General features: G+C 70.8%; 17 protein-coding genes and 3 pseudogenes. 10 read left to right on the top strand and 10 right to left on the bottom strand.

The window, feature by feature from the left end; genetic code table 11:
* Positions 1–88 precede the first annotated feature (88 nt).
* Both DVA86_RS34080 and DVA86_RS34075 read right to left on the bottom strand, forming a co-directional pair.
* Positions 89–4,333: a putative T7SS-secreted protein gene (locus DVA86_RS34080; RefSeq protein WP_208884067.1), complete on the bottom strand. Its 4,245-nt coding sequence runs from the start codon at positions 4,331–4,333 to the stop codon at positions 89–91.
* Positions 4,333–4,944 (bottom strand): hypothetical protein, encoded by a 612-nt coding sequence (locus tag DVA86_RS34075; RefSeq protein ID WP_208884065.1) that lies wholly within the window; start codon positions 4,942–4,944, stop codon positions 4,333–4,335. The genes DVA86_RS34080 and DVA86_RS34075 overlap by 1 nt, the downstream gene beginning before the upstream one ends.
* Before the next feature lie 172 nt (positions 4,945–5,116).
* Here DVA86_RS34075 and DVA86_RS34070 point away from each other — a divergent pair, with 172 nt between their 5' ends.
* From DVA86_RS34070 to DVA86_RS34060, 3 genes are read left to right on the top strand one after another with little or no spacing between them, the layout of a single operon-like run.
* Positions 5,117–6,076, top strand: a complete 960-nt coding sequence (locus tag DVA86_RS34070) for an SDR family oxidoreductase (RefSeq protein WP_208884064.1) — start codon at positions 5,117–5,119, stop codon at positions 6,074–6,076.
* 46 nt (positions 6,077–6,122) lie between these two features.
* Entirely contained in the window at positions 6,123–6,695 is a 573-nt protein-coding gene (locus DVA86_RS34065) for a GNAT family N-acetyltransferase (RefSeq protein ID WP_208884063.1), read from the top strand.
* A gap of 58 nt (positions 6,696–6,753) precedes the next feature.
* On the top strand, positions 6,754–7,332 hold the full coding sequence (locus tag DVA86_RS34060; RefSeq protein ID WP_208884061.1) for a suppressor of fused domain protein: 579 nt from the start codon (positions 6,754–6,756) through the stop codon (positions 7,330–7,332).
* A 46-nt stretch (positions 7,333–7,378) separates the two neighbouring features.
* Here DVA86_RS34060 and DVA86_RS34055 read toward each other — a convergent pair whose 3' ends face one another.
* The 3 genes from DVA86_RS34055 to DVA86_RS34045 all read right to left on the bottom strand — a co-directional run bounded on the left by DVA86_RS34055 (position 7,379) and on the right by DVA86_RS34045 (position 8,978).
* Positions 7,379–7,762, bottom strand: a complete 384-nt coding sequence (locus tag DVA86_RS34055) for a VOC family protein (protein WP_208884059.1) — start codon at positions 7,760–7,762, stop codon at positions 7,379–7,381.
* A gap of 77 nt (positions 7,763–7,839) precedes the next feature.
* Complete coding sequence (locus DVA86_RS34050) at positions 7,840–8,142, bottom strand: DUF397 domain-containing protein (RefSeq protein WP_208884057.1); 303 nt, start codon at positions 8,140–8,142, stop codon at positions 7,840–7,842.
* A complete protein-coding gene (locus DVA86_RS34045; RefSeq protein WP_208884055.1) occupies positions 8,142–8,978 on the bottom strand; it encodes a helix-turn-helix domain-containing protein in 837 nt (278 codons plus the stop codon). The genes DVA86_RS34050 and DVA86_RS34045 overlap by 1 nt, the downstream gene beginning before the upstream one ends.
* A gap of 114 nt (positions 8,979–9,092) precedes the next feature.
* Between DVA86_RS34045 and DVA86_RS34040 the strand changes: the two genes are divergently transcribed.
* Positions 9,093–9,524 carry an ATP-binding protein gene (locus tag DVA86_RS34040; protein WP_245997475.1) on the top strand — a complete coding sequence of 144 codons (432 nt, stop codon included), beginning with the start codon at positions 9,093–9,095 and terminating at the stop codon, positions 9,522–9,524.
* Between the two features lie 16 nt (positions 9,525–9,540).
* Here the strand turns inward: DVA86_RS34040 and DVA86_RS34035 are convergent, their stop codons facing one another.
* Positions 9,541–9,945, bottom strand: a complete 405-nt coding sequence (locus DVA86_RS34035; protein ID WP_208884054.1) for a VOC family protein — start codon at positions 9,943–9,945, stop codon at positions 9,541–9,543.
* A 171-nt stretch (positions 9,946–10,116) separates the two neighbouring features.
* Positions 10,117–10,428, bottom strand: a pseudogene (locus tag DVA86_RS34030) (heavy metal translocating P-type ATPase); the annotation flags it as partial.
* 153 nt (positions 10,429–10,581) lie between these two features.
* On the opposite strand from DVA86_RS34030, the gene DVA86_RS34025 reads away from it, so the two are divergent.
* The gene (locus tag DVA86_RS34025; RefSeq protein WP_208884052.1) at positions 10,582–11,787 is read left to right on the top strand and encodes an outer membrane protein assembly factor BamB family protein; all 1,206 of its coding nucleotides are present in this window, start codon (positions 10,582–10,584) and stop codon (positions 11,785–11,787) included.
* A 116-nt stretch (positions 11,788–11,903) separates the two neighbouring features.
* Here DVA86_RS34025 and DVA86_RS34020 read toward each other — a convergent pair whose 3' ends face one another.
* Genes DVA86_RS34020 through DVA86_RS34010 form a run of 3 tightly spaced genes read right to left on the bottom strand, consistent with a single transcriptional unit; the run spans position 11,904 to position 15,099 of the window.
* Complete coding sequence (locus DVA86_RS34020) at positions 11,904–12,761, bottom strand: carbohydrate ABC transporter permease (RefSeq protein WP_208885568.1); 858 nt, start codon at positions 12,759–12,761, stop codon at positions 11,904–11,906.
* A gap of 32 nt (positions 12,762–12,793) precedes the next feature.
* Complete coding sequence (locus tag DVA86_RS34015; protein WP_208884050.1) at positions 12,794–13,786, bottom strand: carbohydrate ABC transporter permease; 993 nt, start codon at positions 13,784–13,786, stop codon at positions 12,794–12,796.
* Positions 13,783–15,099: an ABC transporter substrate-binding protein gene (locus DVA86_RS34010; protein WP_208884048.1), complete on the bottom strand. Its 1,317-nt coding sequence runs from the start codon at positions 15,097–15,099 to the stop codon at positions 13,783–13,785. The genes DVA86_RS34015 and DVA86_RS34010 overlap by 4 nt, the downstream gene beginning before the upstream one ends.
* Before the next feature lie 109 nt (positions 15,100–15,208).
* Between DVA86_RS34010 and DVA86_RS34005 the strand changes: the two are divergent.
* From DVA86_RS34005 to DVA86_RS33985, 5 genes and pseudogenes are all read left to right on the top strand, one after another.
* Positions 15,209–15,382 (top strand): annotated as a pseudogene (locus DVA86_RS34005) (ATP-binding protein); the annotation flags it as partial.
* A 347-nt stretch (positions 15,383–15,729) separates the two neighbouring features.
* On the top strand, positions 15,730–18,945 hold the full coding sequence (locus DVA86_RS34000; protein ID WP_208884047.1) for a sensor histidine kinase: 3,216 nt from the start codon (positions 15,730–15,732) through the stop codon (positions 18,943–18,945).
* A 10-nt stretch (positions 18,946–18,955) separates the two neighbouring features.
* Positions 18,956–19,369 (top strand): roadblock/LC7 domain-containing protein, encoded by a 414-nt coding sequence (locus DVA86_RS33995; RefSeq protein WP_208885566.1) that lies wholly within the window; start codon positions 18,956–18,958, stop codon positions 19,367–19,369.
* 131 nt (positions 19,370–19,500) lie between these two features.
* Positions 19,501–20,208, top strand: coding sequence for a DUF742 domain-containing protein (locus DVA86_RS33990; RefSeq protein ID WP_208884045.1), 708 nt, complete (start codon positions 19,501–19,503; stop codon positions 20,206–20,208).
* Positions 20,189–20,393: pseudogene (locus DVA86_RS33985) on the top strand (ATP/GTP-binding protein); the annotation flags it as partial. The gene DVA86_RS33990 and the pseudogene DVA86_RS33985, both read left to right, overlap by 20 nt.

Here is a 20,393-nt window from a genome sequence, read left to right as displayed (position 1 = left end):
CGGGCCGTAGGGCTGGCTCTTATACACACCTGACCACGCCGACGACGCCCCAGGGGGCGTAGCCGGTCCCCGCTGGTTCGGTGTTGTGTTAAGCGAACGACAACGGTGGCGATGGAAACCTGAGGCTTCGTGGTCGGGGGGAGAGGTGGATAAGAGAGAGGGGGTCGGGGGTGGTGTAGCGGGCCGTGGTGGGGTCGTAGTAGCGGTGGAAGTTGTAGTGCAGGCCCGTTTCCGGGTCGTGGTACTGGCCCGGGAAGCGGAGTGGGGTGTAGGTGTTGGCGTCGCGGTTCCAGGTCGTGGAGCCCCACAGGGTGGTACGGGTGTGCCAGGCGATGTCGCCGTGCTCGTCGACCAGTTCGGTGGGGGTGCCGACCAGGTCGGTGACGATGGCGAAGAAGCGCGAGTCGATCTCGGTCTGGGTGGCGGCGTCCGTGAGGCGTTCCGTCTGGGTGAGCGGGGTCAGGCCGTCGTGGTCCCAGGTGAGGGTGACCGGGTGGGGCAGGTCCCCGGTGGCCGAGGCCGTGGTCTGTTCGATCAGGGTGGGGCCGTCCCAGGTGAAGTCCACCCGTTCGGCGACCTCGCCGGTGGCGGTGAGGCGCTGTTTGGAGGTGCGGCGGCCCAGTGGGTCGTACGCGTAGCGCCAGGTCGTGCCGTCCGGGGTGGTGACGGCGGTGAGCTGGTCCTCGGTGTTCCAGGTGTAGTGCCACGTGTCGGGTTTGCGGGAGAGGCGGGTCTTGCGGCGGAGGGTGACGCGGCCCGCGGCGTCGTGGTCGTAGTGGACGCGGCCCGCGCCGTTGATGCGTGTGCCGGTGTACGTGCGCGGGCCGCGGGCCTCCGGGGCGGGGTGGTCGTCGGGCCAGTGGGCCCGGGTCTGGTTGCCCGCCTCGTCGTACGCGTACGTCTCGCTCCAGCCCGCCGCGTGCACCGCCGTGACGCGCCCGGCCGCGTCCAGGTCGTACGTGCGGGAGCCGGCGAGCCGGTCCGCCATGGCGACAAGGTGGCCGTCGGGCCGGTAGGTGTACGTGCGGTGCTGGACCCGCTCGGACGAGGGACCGAGCACGGTCTGCTCCGTCAACCGGCCTGCCGGGTCCCAGAGTTGGGTCAGCGACAGCTGCCCGCCGACCCGGCGCCCCGTCTCCCGCCCCGCCGCGTCGTGCGTGAAGTCCAGGGTGCGGCCGGAGGCGGTGAGCGCCGTACGGTTGCCCGCCTCGTCGTACGCGAAGGTGGAGACCGCGCCCGACGGCGTCACCCTGCGCGTACGGCGGCCCAGCGCGTCGTACGTGTGCGTGAGGACGCGGCCGTCGGCCAGTTCCGTCTTGACGCGGCCCAGCCTGTCGCGCTGCCAGACGAGTCGGGAGTCCGGCCCGGCGGCTTCGGTGAGGCGGCCCGCCGGGTCGTACGCGAATGTGGTGACCTGCCCGCCGGCGTCCTTCCGTACGATCCGGCCGAGCGCGTCGCGCGTGAAGGAGACCGTCTCGCCCAACGGGTTGGTGCGGGCGGTCAGCTGGCCGGCCGCGTCGTAGGCGTACGTCAGCGTGCGCGCGTCGAAGTCCGTCTCGGAGACGAGGCGGCCCGCCGGGTCGTAGACGTACTGCCAGGTCAGCCCCTGCGGGTTGGTGACCTGGGTGAGCCGCAGTTCATGGTCGTGCGTGAAGGTGTAGCGGACGCCGTCGGGCCCGGTCTGGGCGGCGAGCAGGTCGAAGTGCGTGTACTCGTACGTGGTGACGCCGCCGTTCGCGGCCACGTGGCGCGTGCAGTTGCCCTCACCGTCGTACGTCCAGCTCTGCTCGGCGCCGTCCGGGTCGGTCCGCCGCAGCAGGCGGCCCTCGACCGACCAGTCCAGGCGCGTGACCGCGCCCAGCTGGTCCACGAGGGCGACGGGGCGGCCGAACGCGTCCCGCTCGTACGAGGTGGTCCCGCCGGCCGGGTCGGTGATCTCGACGGGGAGGCCGGCCGCGTCGCACCGTACGTGCGTGGTCTCGCCCAGCGCGTTGGTGACGGCGGCGAGGTGGCCGCTGGCGTCGTACGCGTACCGCGTCTCGTGGCCGAGCGGGTCGGTGGTGGAGGTGCGGTTGCCGCGTTCGTCGTAGTCGTGGCGCCACACGGTGCCGTCCGCGGCCGTGGTGGTGGTCGGCAGGCGCAGGCCGTTGAAGTCGGCGTGCGAGGTGCGCCCGTCCGGGCGGGTGACCGTGGCCGGGCGGGAGCCGGGGCCGTCGTACGTGAGGCGGACCGTGTGCCCCAGCGGGTCCGTACGGGACAGGAGGCGGTGGTAGGGGTCCCATTCCGTACGGATGACCGCGCCGTTGGGGTCGTGCTCGGCGACCACCTGGCAGCGGTTGTTGATGACGTAGCGGCTGACGTGGCCCTGTGACGTGGTGACCGTCGTGACGCGGTGGCCGGTGGCGGGGTCGGTGGCGCCGTAGTCGATGCGCAGCTGGACGTGGCCGTCCGTGCCGCCCTCGGCGATGCAGCGGTCGCGGTTGTCGTAGACGTAGTCGTAGCGGCGGTCGTTGGTGTCCGTCCAGGAGACGACGCGGCGCTCGTCGTCGTACGCGAAACGCAGCGGCAGTCCTGAGGAGTTGACGACCTCGGTGAGGTTGCCGTCGGTGTAGCCGTAGCGGATCAGCTGCCGGCCGGCCAGCGACAGGCCCGTGATGCGGCCGTCCGTACAGGTGATCTCCAGGCGGTGGCCGCCGCTGTGCGCCAGCGCCAGCGGGGTGCCGTCCTCGTCGTACTCGAAGGTGACCGCGTGCCCGTTGCGGTCGGTGAGCTGCTCCAGCAGCGCGATGCCGTCGCGCCCGTCGCCCGGCGGCCCGAAGTGCCGTACGACGCCGGTGTCCGGGTCGGCGACCGTGTACCCGCCCTCGCGCGTACGCTCCAGCGGCCACCGCGCGCCCGTCTCCGGCAGCGTCGGCACGCCCGGCGCCGGGTGCGGGTACGCCAGCAGGCGGCCGTCCTCGGTGACGAAGACGACGCCCTCCGGGTCCACCTCCAGGCGCTGGTCCGCCGTACTGGACCAGGACGGCCCGAACCAGCGCCCCGCCCCGTACCCGGACTCCACCCGCCGTACGAACTGCAGCGGCAGCGCGCCCGGCAGCGACACGTCCGTCTGCGGCAGATACATCCGGCCCGTCGCCATGTCGACGGGGTCGGTCGGGCCGTTCGAGGTGGACTCCGGGCCGCGACCGCTGCCGTCCGGCCCGTCCGGGTGGGCCCGCAGGCCCGTACGGCCCGCGCGTGCGCCCGTCTTGAGCAGGCCCGCGCCCTTCGTGCCCAGCATCTCCGGTGCCAGCTGCCCCAGGAAGTCCTCCGGGTCGCCCTGGAACGCCTTGGCCAGGTTCTCGGCGGCGCCCTGCGGGTCACGGGCCATCTGGTACATGCCGTTGGCGGCGGCGTTGACGTTGGTCGCGAAGTCGCCCGGGTTCATCATGTTGTGCGGGTCGAACATGTTCACGCTGCGCGCGAACGACAGCACCCCCGCCGCGCCCTTGATCACCCCGCCGCCGAAGTGCGTCAGGCCCAGGCCCTTGATCGCCGCGTCGCTCGCGAGCTGCTCCCCCGTCGACGGCTTCGGCGGCGCCGCGTCCCGCGCCGACTGCACGGCCGCCCGCGCCCGTTCGGCCGCCTCGTTACGCTGCTTGCGGGCGCCCGCGAGGATCTCCTCGGCCTCCTCGCGCATCCCGGGCCCCGGGTCCTTGAACTCCCCCGGCGGCGCCGGCCGGGCGCCCGGCTCCTCCCCCGCCCGTACGGCCGCGTTGTACGAGTCCGCCGCCGCGTTGTACGTGTCGACCTTCGCGTTGTGCGCCTTCTCCGCGTCCTGGGTCGCCTTGTCGGCCGCCTTCCACTTCGCGATGGCCTCCTTGGCGCGTGCCTGCGCCCACTCCACCGTCCCGGCGAAGTCCTCCAGCGCCTTCGCGGCCTTCTCGCACGCGTCAGCCGCCTTGAACCACTTCTTCGGCTCCAGGTCAACCCGGTTCCGGAACGACTCCGCCGCCGCTCCCTTCCACTGGCCGGGGTCGAGGCCCTTCAGTCCGTTGCCGACCTTGTTGAACGCCGTTTTGAAGTCCGTCAGATGCCTGCTCGTGGAGCGCAGCTTGCCCGCGCTGCCGAAGATCAGTTCCTTTGGGTCGTCGGTCTGGCCGAGATTCATCTCGTCGACGTCGGCGCCCATCCGGTTGGCGACCGCGTTCTTGGCGTGCCGGACCGCGTTCGCGCCGTCCTCCCAGCCCACCTTGTCCAGGCCGTCGGCGACCAGCTCGCCGCCCTCGTCCACGACCTCACCGGCGAACTCGGTGCCCTTCTCCACCCAGTCGTCGACCGGCCCCCAGCCCATCAGCCGTCACCGCCGGCCGGGGGCTGCATCGACTTGGTGGTGCCCTCCGGGTTCGCCCACGAGTCGCGGATCTCCTGGCCCGCCTTGACCTGCGACTCCGCGCTCCAGTCCGGGCCGTCCGGGGTCAGAATCTCGCCCCAGTCCTGCTCGGCGACCTCCTGCTGGGACAGGCCCGGGTCGGCGCCCGGATTGGCCGCGTTGGCCGCGTACTTGAACGTGCCCTGCCAGTACTGGTCCTCCGCGTACAGCATCCCGGCGGACAGCCCCAGACCGGCCGCGATGGCGTTCGCGTCGAAGACGAGGCCGCGTACGCCCCACTCCCAGTTCTCGCAGAAGCCCTCGAAGTCGTCGGCGAGGCCGCCGTGCCCGGCCTCCTTGTTCGTCAGCGACATCCCCTCGAAGCCGGAGCCCATCACCGACTCCGTCGCCGACGCGCCCGCCGACTTCAGCTCGCCGATCGCCGCGTTCAGCCCGTCCGTGAGCTGCTTCAACGACTCCTTGCTGATGCTCAGATCAGCACCCTCGCCACCCACGCGTGCCGCCCCCTCGGTCACCACGGCCGTGTCCCACGACGGCCCCTGGAACCGTACGACAGTTGTTCGGGGCGTCACCAACAGTGTGCGGAAGTGTTCGCATTGAGCGGGCGGGGCAGGGCCGAGGTGGGGTGCTGTCGCGTATACACATCTCCGGGCCCACCACGCGTCGTCCGCTGCTGACTCTTCCTATTTCACGTCCTGGCGCCCACCTGGATCGCCACCACAGCCTTCCTCGGCAGCGTCATGTGTGTATAAGAGACAGGCCCCGGACCGTACGAGCCCCCGCACCTGGTTCGTCACCGGTGCCAGCCGCGGCCTCGGCCGCGAGTTCACCAGGGCCGCCCTGGAACGCGGCGACCGCGTGGCCGCCGCCGCCCGCACCACACACACGCTCGATGCCCTCGCCGAGGAGTACGCCGCCACCGGCAGCCTGCTCCTCCTGCCCCTCGACGTCACGGACCGCGCAACCGTCCGGACCGCCGTAGGGGAGGCCACGGCGCACTTCGGCGGCCTGGACATCGTCGTCAACAACGCGGGGATCATGTCCCTCGGCATGGTCGAGGAGTTCACCGAGGCCGAGGCCCGCGAAGTGCTCGACACGAACTTCTTCGGCGCCCTCTGGGTCAGCCAGGCCGCCCTCCCGCACCTGCGCGCCCAGGGCAGCGGCCACATCGTGCAGATATCCAGCATCGGCGCGCTCGGCGGCTTCCCGAGCACGTCGCTGTACAGCGCGAGCAAGTTCGCCCTGGAGGGCATGAGCGAGTCGCTGGCCATGGAGGCGGCCGCGTTCGGCGTGCAGGTCACCATCGTCGAACCCGGCGGGTACTGGACCGACCTCTACGCGAGCATGCGCACGGCCGCCCCGCTCGACGCGTACGGGCCCCTCCGCGCCGAGTTGGAGAAGCAGTGGGCGGACGGCTCCGTCGACAGCCCGCCCCGGCTCGCAGCCGAGGCCCTGCTGAAGCTGGTCGACAGCGACGACCCGCCGCTGCGGCTGCTGCTCGGCAGCATGGTCTACGACCTGGCCTTCGACGTGTCCCGGCAGCGGATGGACGTATGGGCGTCCTGGGAGGAGGTCAGCCGCGCGGCCGAGAACCCGGTCCCGGCCCCGGCCCCGGCTCCCGCTCCGGCCCCGGCTCCCGCTCCGGCCCCGGCTCCCGCTCCGGCCCCGGCGGACGCCGTACCCGCGCCGCCCCTCGGGGAGTGAGCGGTGCCGCCGGGTGCATCGTGCGGCGTCGTGCCATCGTGGCGTCATGACCATCGCAGTCCGCCCGGCATCGATCTTCGAGGACGTCCGGACCCTGGTCGGTCCCAAGTCGCCTGGGGCCAACGTCTGCTGGTGCCTGAGCTACCGCATCCCGTCCAAGCTCAACAACGAGCTCCGCGGACCCGCCCGCGGCGAGTACGTCGCCGAGCTGTGCCGTGCCGAGCCCCCGCCGGGAGTGCTCGCCTACGACGGCGACGAGCCGGTCGGCTGGGCCGCCGTGGCGCCCCGCTCGGACACCTCCTTCGCGCACAGCCGGAAGATCCCGCACGTCGACGACCTGCCGGTCTGGTCGCTGTGGTGCATCCGCGTACGCCCCGGTCACCGCAAGAAGGGGATCTCGCACGCCCTGATCGCCGGCGCGGTCGACTTCGCCCGCACCCACGGAGCCCCGGCGGTCGAGGCGTACCCGATCGACAACGGTGGCGCCAAGATCGACCTCACGATGGCGTACGCCGGGCTGCGGAAGAACTTCGAGCGCGCCGGATTCGTCCACGCCGCCGACACCACCTCGGTGCTCGCCGGTCACCCCCGCGTCCTGATGCGGCTCGACCTGCGCTGACGGCGGCGCCGGGCCGCGAGCTGCCTGGCGGCGGCCCGTACGCCTAGTGTGGGTCGGCATGAGTGACGACGATCGGTTCGAGGGCCTGGCGGAGCATGTCGTACGGCATCTGGGGCCCGCGACCAAGCGGTGGGACCCGCCCGGCGACGATCCCGGGTACGGGGTGACGCTGCACTACCCGGAGAAGCGCCCGCTGCCCGTGGTGTCCGCGGTCACCAACGGCCTGCGGTTCCAGCCGATCCGCGCGCCGAAGCCCTCCGAACTCCTCTGCACGCTGCAGACCGGCCAGGAACAGGAAGCGCTGCACCTGGTGGACGGAGCGGCCCAGTACCTGCTCCGCCAGGACCCGTCGCCGCTCGCCGTCCACGGCCACCTGGTGGCCGGTGACGACCCGCTGGTGCCGGAGACGAACGTACGCGGGCTGCTGTTCGCGGTGAGCCCCGTGTTCCCCGACGTGTCGGTCTTCCTCGGCCCGGACGGCGAACCGGCGGTGCAGTACCTCGCGTTGCTGCCGCTGACGGGCTCCGATCTGCAGTTCCTGACCGAGGACGACAAGGGCCACGACAGGCAGGACCGGCTCTGGGAGCGCTGGCGCGCGAACAAGGCGGAGTTCTGGGACATCCGCCGCCCCGACTGACCTGGGCGGAGCCGGAGCCTTGCTCCCGGCCAGGTCGGTCTGAGCCTCAAGAAGACATCGCAGCGCGGTCGGACTCACTGCGAAGAACACAGAACTCGTTGCCTTCAGGGTCTGCGAGGACGGCCCAGCCTGCGCCATCGGGTTCCCGGCGATCGCTGACGAAGACGGCACCGAGGCCCAGCAGTCGCTTGACCTCCTCCTCGCGCGAGGTCTTCGGGCGCAGGCACAGGTGGATCCGGTTCTTGGCTGTCTTCGGTTCCGGCACCTGGTTGAAGTGCAGCAGCGGGCCCTCCGGCAGCATCACGTCAATCTCCGGGTCGCCAGGTCCGTCCTCTGGATGCAGCGGACAACCGGTCACCTCGGCCCAGAACCGTGCCAGCTCATAGGCATCCGCACAGTCGATCGCCACGTTCTGCAACACCGAGACCATGAACATGAGCCTGCCCCAGCACCGGCACACCGTTCAAGCGCCGGTGTCACACGGCACCAGCGCTTCCGGAACATGCCTCAGGGGCGGCGGTGTGAGGCGTAGCCGACGAAGGAGGCCCAGGCGTGGGGGGTGACGGCGAGTTGGGGGCCGGTGGCGTTCTTCGAGTCCCGTACGTGGACGGTGCCGGGGCAGGCGTCGACCTCGACGCAGTTCCCGCCGTCCGGGCCGCTGTGGGTTGCTTTGTGCCATCCGACCTCGACGCAGTCTCCGCCGTCCGAGCCGCTGTGGCTCGACTTGCGCCAGGAGACGGCGACTTCGAGGCAGTCGCCGCCCTCGGGGCCGCTGTAGCTGCTCTTGAACCAGGTCAGGTCGCTGCTCATTACGCTCCCGCTGCATGCTCGATCAGACGTGCGGACTCCTCAATATTGAGGGCACGCGAGCGCAGCTTGCCATACCGCAATCCGAAGGCGCTGACCGTGGCTGGATCGGTGATCACTGAGCCAATGCCCTGCGACTCCAGGTACCCGACTTGACGGTGTTCAGCGGTCTCCAGGAGCACCATGGGACCGCTGTTCCCCGGATGCATGCCGCTGCTCTCCGACACGACCTGGACCTCGACGTTCGGCAACTCCGTGAGCTTCAGCAAGTGCCTCAACTGCTGCTTGAGCACCGCCACTCCACCCACCGGATTACGCAGCACCGGTTCCCACAGCACGAACGAGAACTGCACCTTCGGCGTCCGCGTCAGCAGCTTCTGCCGTTCCATCCGCGCCTCAAGGTGCTGCTCGAAGACCTCGGGTTCCAGCTGTGGCACGTGCCCGTTGAAGACGGCCCGCGCGTACTCCTCGGTCTGGAGGAGCCCTGGTACGAGTTGGGGTTCGTAGGCGAAACGGCTGACCGCTTCGATCTCGATCTTCGCGAAGTCCTGGAAGAAGCGCGGCAGTTTGGCCAGTTCCACTTCCTCCTGGAGTGCCAGCAGCGCCCCGCGTGCGCTGAGCACCCGGTCCGCCGTCTCCGTGAAGACCGCCTTGGCGGGGCGGCGGCCCTGCTCGATGGAGGACGTCTGCTCGTACGAGTAGCCGACGGCCTTCGCGAGGTCGGGTTGTGTCAACCCGGCCTGTTCGCGGAAGAGTTTGACCAGGCGGCCGTAGCAGCGCCACGCCTCGGGCCGGTCGTCGTTCTGCTGCTTCTGCCTCTGCTTCGGCTGGCGGCCCATGCCCGCCACCTCCCGGTCCCCGGCCCGTACATGTCCCGTACCAGCTCGTACGCGCTGCGTTCGTACAGCGAGCTGATCTGGCCACTCTAGACCGGGTGACGACACGGTTACCCTGTGAAGTCACAGATTCCCTCCCCAGGGTCCACCCGGCTGTTCTGCATGCGGTTCACCTCCACCCGCCGGGGTGTCCGCCTCGCCCGCCACCTTGCCGCCGAGCGGCTCGACGCGTGGGGGCTCCCGTACGACTGCGCGCTGACGCGTGACGCGGAACTGGTCGTCGGCGAGCTGTGTGCGAACGCCGTACGCCACGGCTGCGTCTCCGGCCGGGACTTCGAGCTGCGGGTCACCGTCCTGGAGGACGCCCTGCGTATCGAGGTGTCCGACGCGCGCGACGAGCGTTATCCGCCGCCGACGGCGCAAGCGCCGGACGAGGGCGCCGAGTCGGGCTACGGCCTGTACCTCGTCGCCGCGCTCGCCCTGCGCTGGGGCGCGTCCGCCCGCGACCCGATCGGCAAGACGGTCTGGGCGGACCTCCGCTATCCCTAGCGGGCATCCCCAGCGGCTATCCCTGGCGGGCGAACTTCGCGACGGCGTCCGGCGTGACGGGGGTGAAGAAGTTCACGAGGTTGCCGTCGGGGTCGCGGAACAGGAGCGAGCGGTTGCCCCAGGGCAGGGTGGTGGGCTCGGTGACGAACTCCCCGACCCAGTCGGTCAGGTTCTCGTACACGCTGTCCACGTCGTCGACCAGGAACTCCAGGATGGCGCTCCGGTTGGCGGCCGGGCGGGCGGAGCCGGGCGCGAACAGCGGGACCGTACGGGTGCTGCCGATCGCGAGGGTGGCCGAGGCGTGCCTGAGCTCGGCGAAGTCCTCGTTGGCCCAGCTGGCGGTCGTGCCGGTGGCCCGCTCGTAGAAGGCGACGAGGCGGGCGACGTCGTCGGTGATGATGCGGACAGAGACGAAGTTCATGCGTGCGCTCCAGGTTGCTGTGCGGTGCTGCCGCCCACACGCTAGATGAATGAGTCCGATGTCGGTGCTGGTCGCGACCATGGCGAAGGGCGCCCGTTGGTCAGTGTGTGAAGACAAACCTGGACGCCCTTCTGGCGGCACTGTACGTGTTCATCGACGACCACGTGGGGCGAGGACGCCGTGCCGGCCGGCGTTCGCGATGGCCGACAGCAGCGGCGGCATCGTCGCCAGCACGACCGCGCAGGGCGAGGCCACGATCATGAAGGTCATCGCGCGCAGCAGCGCGGACCTCGGCCCGTCCCCGAAGGCGAGGGGGACCAGGACGACCGCGAGGGTCGCGACGACCATGCCCAGCGAGTACCCCTCCTCGACCTTCCCGCTGAACAACTGCGGGCGCGCCCTCGTACGGGACGCCTCCTCGCCCCTCCGTACGATGCGGGCGATCACGGCGTCCCCCCGGCCCCGGCCGACCCGCCCCCGTATGTGCCGGGCTCACCGGAACACCCGCCCGCGGCCCACCAGTTGCCGACACAGACGGCCGCCCCGTCCCTGCCCGGGAACACGCCGGGTGCGGCGGACGGGCCCGTGGCCTTCGCGCCTCCCGCCACCGCGGTTCCCGAAGGCCCCACGACTCCCGTGATTCCCACGGCTCCAGAGCGTCGCCGCGCTCTGCTGCTCGGCCTGGGCGGGGCGGCCGCCCTGGTGGCCGGCGGCACCGGGCTCGCGCTCACCCTGGGCAAAGGCACCGACGGGGACGGCGCCGGAGACACCGAGTCGGGAGCGGAAGCCGCCCGCCGGCCCAAGGTGCGCCCGTGGCGCCACGACGTCAAACTCGATCTGCCGACCCTGTGCACGGCGGCCGACGGTGTCCTGTACGTGGCCGCCGATTTCAGGATCACCGCCCTGGACGCGCGCACCGGACACAAGCGCTGGGACGGGCCCAGGCTCCTCTTCCTCCCGAACCAGCCCGCGGTCGCCGACGGGTCGGTGTACGTGGGTGGCGGGGACGAGTTGTGGGCGCTGGACGCGGACGGCAGGAAGAAGTGGACGTTTCCCACCGAGGGCCAGATTCACAGCAGGCCGACCTTGGCCGGCGGGATCGTGTACTTCGCCAGCCAGGACAAGCACGTGTACGCCGTGCGCGCGGACGGAGGGCGGAAGGTGTGGAGCCGTCCGCTCGGGGACGAGATTCAGGGCTCTCCCACGGTGGCCGACGGCACCGTGTACATCGGCTGCGACGGGAAGGACAGCACCCTCTACGCGCTGGACGCGTCCAGCGGTGCCAAGAAGTGGGACTTCCCCGCGGACGGGGGTTTCGCCCAGAAGCCCGTCGTGTCCGGCGGTCTGGTGTACGCCGGCGCCGGCGACGGGAGCCTCTACGCGATCAACTCCGAGAAGGGCACCAGGAAGTGGTCGGTGCCGGGGACCACCGGAGCGGACCCGACCGTCTGCCTCGCGGGCGACACGCTCTGTGTCGCCGGTGCCGACGGACGCGTCCACGCGCTCGACGCGTCGACGGGTGCCAAGAAATGGACCCACGAGGGCATGTCGACAGTGAATCCCACGCAGCTCGCGGTGGCGGGGGGCCTGGTCTACTTCAGCGAAACCCTGAGTGCCGTCGGCAGCGTTCGCGCCCTCGACGCCGATGACGGCTCCGAGCGCTGGTCCACCGCGACCGGCGCCAAGATGTCCCCCGGCAACCGGGACACGGGCCCGGTCACGGCGTACGGCTTCGTGTACGTCACCAACGAGAGCGGCGTGCTGGCCCTCGACGCGGCCACGGGGAAGGCGCCCGGCCCGGCCACGAGCGCGTCACCGGCGGGCGGCGGCACCGCGGGGTGATGCCAGTGCGACGCTCCCCCGCGGTCGGCTCGTTGGCTCGGACGAGTCCTCGGGCGCGAACCGCATGAGCAGCCGAATCCGCCTCCGTACGGCGTCACTTCACGCACCGTACGGCGTCACTTCACGCTGCCCGCGGTGAGGCCGGAGCGCCAGTGGCGCTGGAGCAGCAGGAACGCGATGACCAGCGGCAGCAGTGCCAGCAGGGAGCCGATGACCATCAGCGGGTAGTAGTCGGGGTTGATGGGCGCGGTGGAGTTCCAGCTGTAGAGGCCGAGGCTGAGCGGGTAGAGGGAGGCGTCGTTGAGCATCACCAGGGGGAGGAAGAAGTTGTTCCAGATCGCCGTCAGCTGGAACAGGAAGATGGTCACGTAGCCGGGGGCGAGCATCCGCAGCCCCACGGACAGGAAGCTGCGCAGCTCGTTCGCGCCGTCGACGCGGGCGGCCTCCAGCACCTCGTCGGGGACATAGGAGGCGGAGAACATCCGCGCCAGATACACGCCGAAGGGGTTGAACAGCACCGGGATCAGCACCGACCAGACCGTGTTCGCCAGTCCCAGGTCGGAGGCGAGCAGGTACAGCGGCAGGGCGAGCACCGTGGCCGGCACCATCACCGAGATCAGGATGAGGGCGAACAGGGCGCCCTTGCCCGCGAATTCGAACTTGTCGAAGACGTACCCGGCGGCGGTGCTGACCAGGGCGCCGACGGCGGCGCCGCCCACCGCGTACAGCAGGCTGTTGCCGTACCAGGTGAGGTACGCGCCGTCGTCCTGGGCGAGCAGAGTGCGGATGTTGTCCACGAGGGCGAAGTTCGACGGGCCGAAGAAGTCCGAGGCGAACAGCGCCTCCGCGTCCACCGTGGAGGCGAGCAGCAGCCACAGCAGGGGCAGCAGCGCGTACAGCACGCTGACGCCGACCACGACGTTCGCGACGACGCGGCCGTACGGGCGGCCCGCGGGCACGGAGCGGGCGGGCACGGAGGCGGTGGGGACCGGAGCGGTGGAGGTGGTCACGGGCGGGCCTTCCTGGAGTCGGGGACGCGCCGGCCGGTGCGGGCCGTGCCCCGCGTCACCACGTAGGACAGGGCGCAGCACACGAGCAGCAGCAGGACGGAGGCGGCGGACGCCAGGCCGTAGTTGTTACGGGTGAAGGCCGCGTCGAAGATGTACATGTTCGGCGTGAAGCGGGGGCCGACCAGCGGCGTGGCCCGGCTCAGCAGCATCGGTTCGGTGAACAGCTGGAGCGCGGCGATCGTGGTGAAGATGGCCACGGTGGACAGGGTGCCGCGGATCATCGGCACCTTGATCGTCAGCGCCGTGCGCACCGGGCCCGCGCCGTCGACCTCGGCGGCCTCGACGAGCTCGCGGGGAATCGCGCGCAGGGCGGCGAAGAAGATGACGGCGGTGTAGCCGAGCCCGCTCCACAGCGCGATGTTCACCAGGGACGGGATCAGCATGCGCAGGCCGAGGAAGTTCACGGTGACATCGGCGCTGCCCAGCACGTCGAGTACGGGCGAGAGACCGGGCGTGTAGAGGTACAGCCAGATGACGGTGGCGATGATGCCGGGCACGGCGTGCGGCACGAACAGCACGGTCTGGCTGAGCTGTCGCGCGCGCACCAGCCCCGAGTCGAACAGCAGGGCCAGGGCGAGCCCGCCGGTCAGGACAAGGGGCAGGAACACGAGCGCGTACAGGAGCGTGACGCCGACACCGCTCACGAAGCTCGGATCGGACAGCACGGCCGCGTAGTTGCGCAGGCCCACGAAGGCGGTACGGGCCTTGCCGAAGCCGAGGCCGGTGTGGGTCTCGGAGAAGAAGCTCAGCCGGACCGCGTACAGCACCGGCACCAGGAACACGGCGACCAGCAGCAGGACGAACGGCCCGAGGAGGACGCCCACCGCCTGCCGCTGCGGACGGCGCGGACGGGTCGCGGGGGTGGACGCGCGGGCACTCGGCGGCGTGTGCACCGTACGGGAGGTGCCGGGGACGGTGGACGTACTCATGCCTGCCTCACCTTCAGGCCCAGACTGCGCATGTCGGGCAGGGTCTCGGCCTGCGCCGAGCGCAGCGCCTCGGTGACCTTCGTGCCGTACGAGAGCCGGGCCAGGCCGTTGTGCAGGGACGTCGCGGTGGCCTGCATGCGCGGCCCCCACGTCCAGCCCGTACGCAGCAGGCGGGCCTGCTCGGTCACGAGGGCGTACAGGTCCTGGCCGCCGTAGAAGTCGGTCTCGAACTGGCGCGAGGCGGCCTCGACCTGGGCCGGCGCGGCGGGGAAGAGGCTCGAACGGCCGCCGGAGAGCCGGGCGGTGATCGCCTCGGGTGTCGTCGACATCCACTCCAGGAACCGCATCGCGCGCTTCTTGCGCGGGCTGTCGGCGGTGATGGCGTGCAGGGAGACGCCGTCGGTGCCCACGACGGGCCTGCCCGTACCCCACTGCGGCAGCGGGGCCACGCGCCAGCGGCCGGAGGTGCCGGGCACCGAGGAGGCCAGGGCCGCCAGCCCCCACGGCCCCACGAGGTGGGCGGCCACCCGGCCGCGGGCGAGCGCGGACATCCACTCCTGGCTGCTGCCGGGGGCGACGAACAGCAGGTCCTCGTCGATCAGCCGCTGCCAGTAGTCCGCGACGCGGCGGGTGGGCTCGTCGAGGAAGTCGACCACCCAGGTGTCGCCCTCGGTGGCGAACCACTGGCCGCCGCTCTGCATGGCGTGACCGGCGAGCACGTTGTACGCGTTGGGGTGGAAGGACGTCAGGTGGGTGCCGGAGCGCCGCCTGAGGGTGCGCGCCGCGTCGTGGAACTCCTCCCAGGTGACGGGGATTCCGACGCGGTGCGCTTCGAGGAGGTCCTTGCGGTACGCGAGCAGCATCGGGCCCAGGTCCAGCGGGATGCCGTAGACCCGGCCGTCCAGCTTGCCGTTCGTCCAGGCCTGCGGGCCGAGTTGGGTGCGCAGCCGCGGGGTGACGAGGCCGGTGACGTCGGCGCATACGCCGTCGATGGCGAAGGACGGCAGGTCGGCGTCGACGATGGTGACGATGTCGGGGGCGTTCCCGGCGCGGGCGGCATTCGAGAGCTTGGCGTTGCCGCCCGCGAGGCCGGAGGTCATCGGGGAGAAGTCGACGGGGTCGTCGGGGTGGAGCGCGTTCCACTTGGCGACCAGGGTGTCGGTGCCGCGCAGCGCCGACCAGAGGGTCACGGGGCCGTCGGGATCGCCCTGGCCGGCCGAGGCGTTGGCGCAGGACGCCGTGCCGGCGCCCGCCAGCGCGGCCCCGAGGCCGGCGGCCAGGACGCGGCGTCTGCTCGGCGGGCGGCTAGCCATGACGGCCGCCCCGGGGGCGGGGCTGGCTCTGATACACATCTGAAGCTGCCCGGGAGGGCATAGGGGGAGTATGCGGGGGCAGGGGGTAGCGTGATAGCAAACACAACAGATCGCGTTGAACGGTTTTGACGGGCATCAGCCGTATACGCCGGAGGAGGTGCGGGAGGCGTTGCAGATCGGGCCGGACGCGCCGATCATCACCACCGACGCCAGGCACCGCGCCGACGCCAAGAGCGGACTCATCACGTTGGTCGAGCACGCCCTGCTCGCCCGCCTCAAGTGACCCCGTCGATCCACCAGTCTGACAACTAGCCGGGCCCGCAAGGTAGTTGCCGCGGGCCACCGGTTTCTTTGTCATGCCATGATGAGGGCTTCATAACATTTCGATACGTGATTGACACACGGCCAACACAGGCGGCGAGCGGAACACTTCACTCTGCGCACGATTCTATGGGGCTTTGTCGGATTACGTCTGTGATGCACGAATTATTCAATCTTGCCTGCCATAAATTCCCCGTCCCGTCAAGAGTTTGGAAAGAGGTGCAGTGACGTGCTGAAATTCGCTGAACTCAGCAGTAGCCACGACCCGACCTGAGTCGGGAGCCGAGCGCCCGAGAGGTGAGTAGTCGAGTGAGGCGTAGCAAGACGGGCTCTGCCCCGCAGGCGCGCGACGAGTCGCGGGGGAACTTCACCCCGCCGGCCCGGTCCGCTGCGGGAAGCGTGGACGTGCCCGAGGCGCCCGCCACCAGCGGCAGCCGCTTCGCGATGCGGAACTGGCGCGTACCCACCCGGTTGAACGCGATCCTGCTCATCCCCGTTCTGGTGGCCCTCGTCTTCGGCGGCTTCCGCGTCCAGCACACGATCGACACCTGGAACGACGCCGAGGACGCCCGGCACATCGCCGAACTCGTCGAGTCCGCCGCCGACTACGGCCAGGCCCTGCTCAACGAGCGGGACCGGAGCGCCGAGCCGCTCCTCGCGGGCGACCGCGACAACCCCCAGGTGCAGGAGCTGCGCGCGGCCACCGACCAAGCCAAGAAGCGGTTCGACGCCCGCGCCGAAGAGATCCCGGACAAGCAAGGCCTCAAGCGCCGCCTCGCCGCCCTCCGCAAGGCCGAGCCGAAACTCGGACCGCTCCGCCAGGCCGCGTACAGCGACCGGCTGAGCGGCGTGCAGACGGAGGAGGCGTACACCCAGGTACAGCACCCGCTGATGGAGCTCGCCAACGAACTCGGGCTGGGCACCGGCAACGTCACCTCTTACGGCCGTACCGTCTACGCCATCTCCCTCACCAAGTCGGCCGAGTCGCTGCAGCGCGCCATCGGCATGCATCTCATCCTCGAGCCCGGCCCGTCCGCGGCGGCGAAGAAGAAGCAGCTCACGGCCTTCGCCTCGTACGCGTATCTGGAGAACGTCGCTCTCGCGGAGTACGTCTCCGGCGGCCGCCCACAGGACGTCGAGCTTCTGGAGAGCGAGCTGCGCAAGGTCGAGCAGGAGGGCAAGGAGAAGGCCGCCGCGGCCAAGGCGGAGGCCGAGTCCAAGGACCAGCCGTTCGTCGCCCCGCCGCCGCTGAAGGACATGGTCACGGCCATCAGCAGCGGCGCCGGCGAGAGCGCCCTGAAGGAGAAGGGCATCACGCCCAGCACGTGGTTCAGCACGTCGACGGCGAAGGCCGACGCGTACCGCGTGGTCGAGAAGAAGCTCGCGGGCGACGCCGTACGGGAGACGGAGCAGATCGCGTCGGACGCCCGCCGGGACACGTTCATCAACGCAGGCATCGTACTGACCGCGCTGCTGGTGGCGTTCCTCATCGCCGGCATGATGGCCCGCTCGATGGGCCGCAGCATGCGTACGCTGCGCGGCGCGGCGTTCGACGTGGCGCAGACGCGGCTGCCGTCGCTCGTCGACCAGCTCTCGCGGACCGAGCCGGGCCGCGTGGACACCCGCGTGCAGCCGATCCCCATCGACAGCCGGGACGAGATAGGCGAGATCGCGCGCGCCTTCGACCAGGTGCACCGCGAGGCCGTACGGCTCGCCGCCGAGCAGGCGCTGCTGCGCGGCAACGTCAGCGCGATCTTCACCAACCTCTCCAGCCGCAACCAGGGCCTCATCGAGCGGCAGCTCGCCCTCGTCTCGGAGCTCGAGAACAACGAGGCCGACCCGGAGCAGCTGGAGCACCTCTTCCGGATGGACCACCTCGCGACGCGTATGCGCCGCAACGGCGAGAACCTGCTGGTCCTCGCGGGCGAGGAGCCGGGCCGCCGCTGGAACCAGCCCGTGCCGCTCGTCGACACGCTCCGCGCCGCGTCCTCCGAGGTGGAGCACTACGAGCGCATCGAACTGTCCGGGGTGCCGGAGACCGAGATCCACGGCGCGGCCGTCAGCGACCTCGTCCACCTGCTGGCCGAGCTGCTGGAGAACGCCACGTCGTTCTCCTCCCCGCAGACCAAGGTCCGGGTCACCGCGACCCGGCTGCCGGACGGCCGCGTGATGATCGAGATCCACGACAAGGGCATCGGTCTGACCGCGGAGGACTTCGCGGACATCAACCACAAGCTGGCGAACCCGCCCACCGTGGACGCCGCCATCTCGCAGCGCATGGGCCTCTTCGTGGTCGGCCGGCTGGCCAACCGGCACGGCATCCGCGTCCAGCTCCGGCCCTCGGGCGAGCAGGCGGGCACCACCTCGCTGGTCATGCTGCCCCAGGCGATCACGCGCGGCGGCGGTGGCGACGAGCAGCCGGCCGAGGAGGACTTCACCGTCTCCCGGATCGTCCCGGACCAGCCGAGCGCCCCGCAGCCGGTGTTCGACAGGCATCTGCCGTCCGCGGCCGACCTCGGCTTCGACGACTCCCGCTACGGCCCTGACGGCCCCTCGGCGGACCCGTCGGCGCTCGACCCGGTCGGCCGCTCCCTGCAGCGCGACGAGCGCCGTGCCGCGCTGGAGGCGCAGCAGCAGGACTACGGCCAGGGCCAGGCGCAGCCGGGCGGCCAGGGGCAGCAGCCGGTGCCGTACGGCTACGACCCGGGCCAGGGCGGCTACCAGCCGGGCTACGAGGGTCAGCCAGGGTACGACGGCCGGCAGGGGCACGACGGCCAGAGCGGCTACGAGAACCAGCCCGGCTACGACGGCGGGCAGGGCTACGCCCCCCAGCCCGGCTACGACCCCGGCGGCTACTCCCCGGAGCACACGGGCCAGTACGCCCCCGTGGACGGCTACCAGCAGCCCGGCTACCCGCCGTCCGACTACGCCCCGGAACCCTCCTCGTACGGTGCGCAGCAGCCCGTACAGCCACAAGCGGAATCCGCCGAGAGCGTTCCCGACGCAGCCCGCGACCGCGTAGGCTTCGACCGTCTGGGCCCTTCTCCGAGCAGTGTCCGCTCTACGACCGGCGCGGGTCTGCCGCAGCGGGACCGTGGACGGCCGCAGCCCGAAGGGGGTCCGGATGCACCGCAGCAGCCGCAAGCGGAATCTCCACTGGCGCTGCCGTCACGGTCGTCCCAGGCGTCCCCAGCGCCACAGCAGGACCCGCAGGAAGGCGCGGATCCCGGCTGGCAGTCGGCCAACGACGAGCGCTGGAGCCGGGCCGGCAAGCTCCGCAAACCGGAAGCCGGAGGCGTCACCGAGTCCGGCCTCCCCCTGCGGGTGCCCAAGGCCAACCTGGTCGAGGGCACCGCGGAGCAGAACGCGCAGGGCGGCCCGCAGGTGTCCAGGGCGCCGGAGGACGTCCGCGGCAGGCTGAGTAACCTGCACCGCGGCATCCGCAGAGGACGCACCGCAGGCGAGAACACCCAGAATGACCGACAGGGCTACGGCCCCGGCAGCACCTACGATCAGGAGCGTTAGTGTGAGCCCGATGAGCCAGGCGGCGCAGAACCTGAACTGGTTGATCACCAACTTCGTGGACAACACCCCGGGTGTGTCGCACACGGTGGTGGTCTCCGCCGACGGACTGCTTCTCGCGTTGTCCGAGGGCTTCCCGCGCGACCGGGCCGACCAGCTGGCGGCTGTCGCGTCGGGTCTGACCTCGCTCACCGCGGGCGCGTCCCGGATCTTCGAGGGCGGCCTCGTGAACCAGACGGTGGTGGAGATGGAGCGGGGGTTCCTCTTCATCATGTCCATCTCGGACGGTTCGTCGCTGGCGGTGCTCGCGCATCCGGAGGCCGATATCGGTCTTGTCGGGTACGAGATGGCGCTGCTCGTCGACCGTGCGGGCACCGTCCTCACCCCCGACCTCCGTGCCGAGCTTCAAGGAAGCCTTCTCAACTAGTGCGCAAACATGAGACAGGCCGTGCGCATTGCGTCTCCGCCCCATAAGGTGCGGGGACGCGGTGTCCGCTCGGATGCTGAGGCAGTAACTGGCAAGTGTGGCCCGCTAGTCCGTGAGCCGGAGGAGGAAACGTGACAACGCCCCCAGGCGGTCCGTCGTACGGAAGTGGCCGTGACCAGCAGCAGTCTCAGGGCGCGCCCCTGAAGCGCTACAACTTCCCCTCCGCGCCCAGCGATCACGTGCGCGGCCAGCGGCAGCAGCAGGAACCACAGCCGCCCCAGCAGTCACAGGGGCAGCGTGGGCAGCATGCGTCGCAGCAGCACTACCAGCCGGGGCAGCCCCAGCAGCCCCAGCACGGTCAACAGCCGTACTCCGCACCGGAGTCGGCCCCACAGTCCCGGCCCCACCAGCCGCCGCCGTCCCCCTCCCGCATCCAGCCGGTGCAGCCGCCCCGGCCCCGCTCCGAACAGAGCGGCGCGGACGGGCGTGGCGAGCCGCAGCAGCTGGTGCGGCCGTACGCCATGACGGGTGGCCGGACCCGTCCTCGGTACCAGCTCGCCATCGAGGCACTGGTGAGCACGACCGCCGAATTCGCCCAGCTCCAGGGCCAGTTGCCCGAGCACCAGCGGATCTGCCGGCTGTGCTACGAGATCAAGTCGGTCGCCGAAATCTCGGCGCTCCTCTCCATTCCGCTCGGCGTCGCCCGGATCCTCGTCGCCGACCTGGCCGAGGCCGGACTCGTTGCCATCCACCAGCCTGGTGGTGACGACTCCACCGCAGACGGCCAGCCAGACGTGACACTGCTCGAAAGGGTGCTCAGTGGACTTCGCAAGCTCTAGCGGCGGTGCGGCTGCCCGCTCCACGACCTCGGCCAAGATCGTGGTGGCTGGTGGGTTCGGCGTGGGTAAGACGACCTTCGTCGGCGCGGTTTCGGAGATCAATCCGCTGCGTACCGAGGCTGTGATGACGTCGGCTTCGGCGGGGATCGATGCCTACTACCCGCCTGGTAGGCGTTATTTTTTTT

The organism is Streptomyces armeniacus (assembly GCF_003355155.1).
Taxonomy (GTDB): Bacteria; Actinomycetota; Actinomycetes; order Streptomycetales; family Streptomycetaceae; genus Streptomyces; species Streptomyces armeniacus.
Note: the sequence above shows the minus strand (reverse complement) of the source record. Positions and strands in the feature narration are given on the sequence as shown.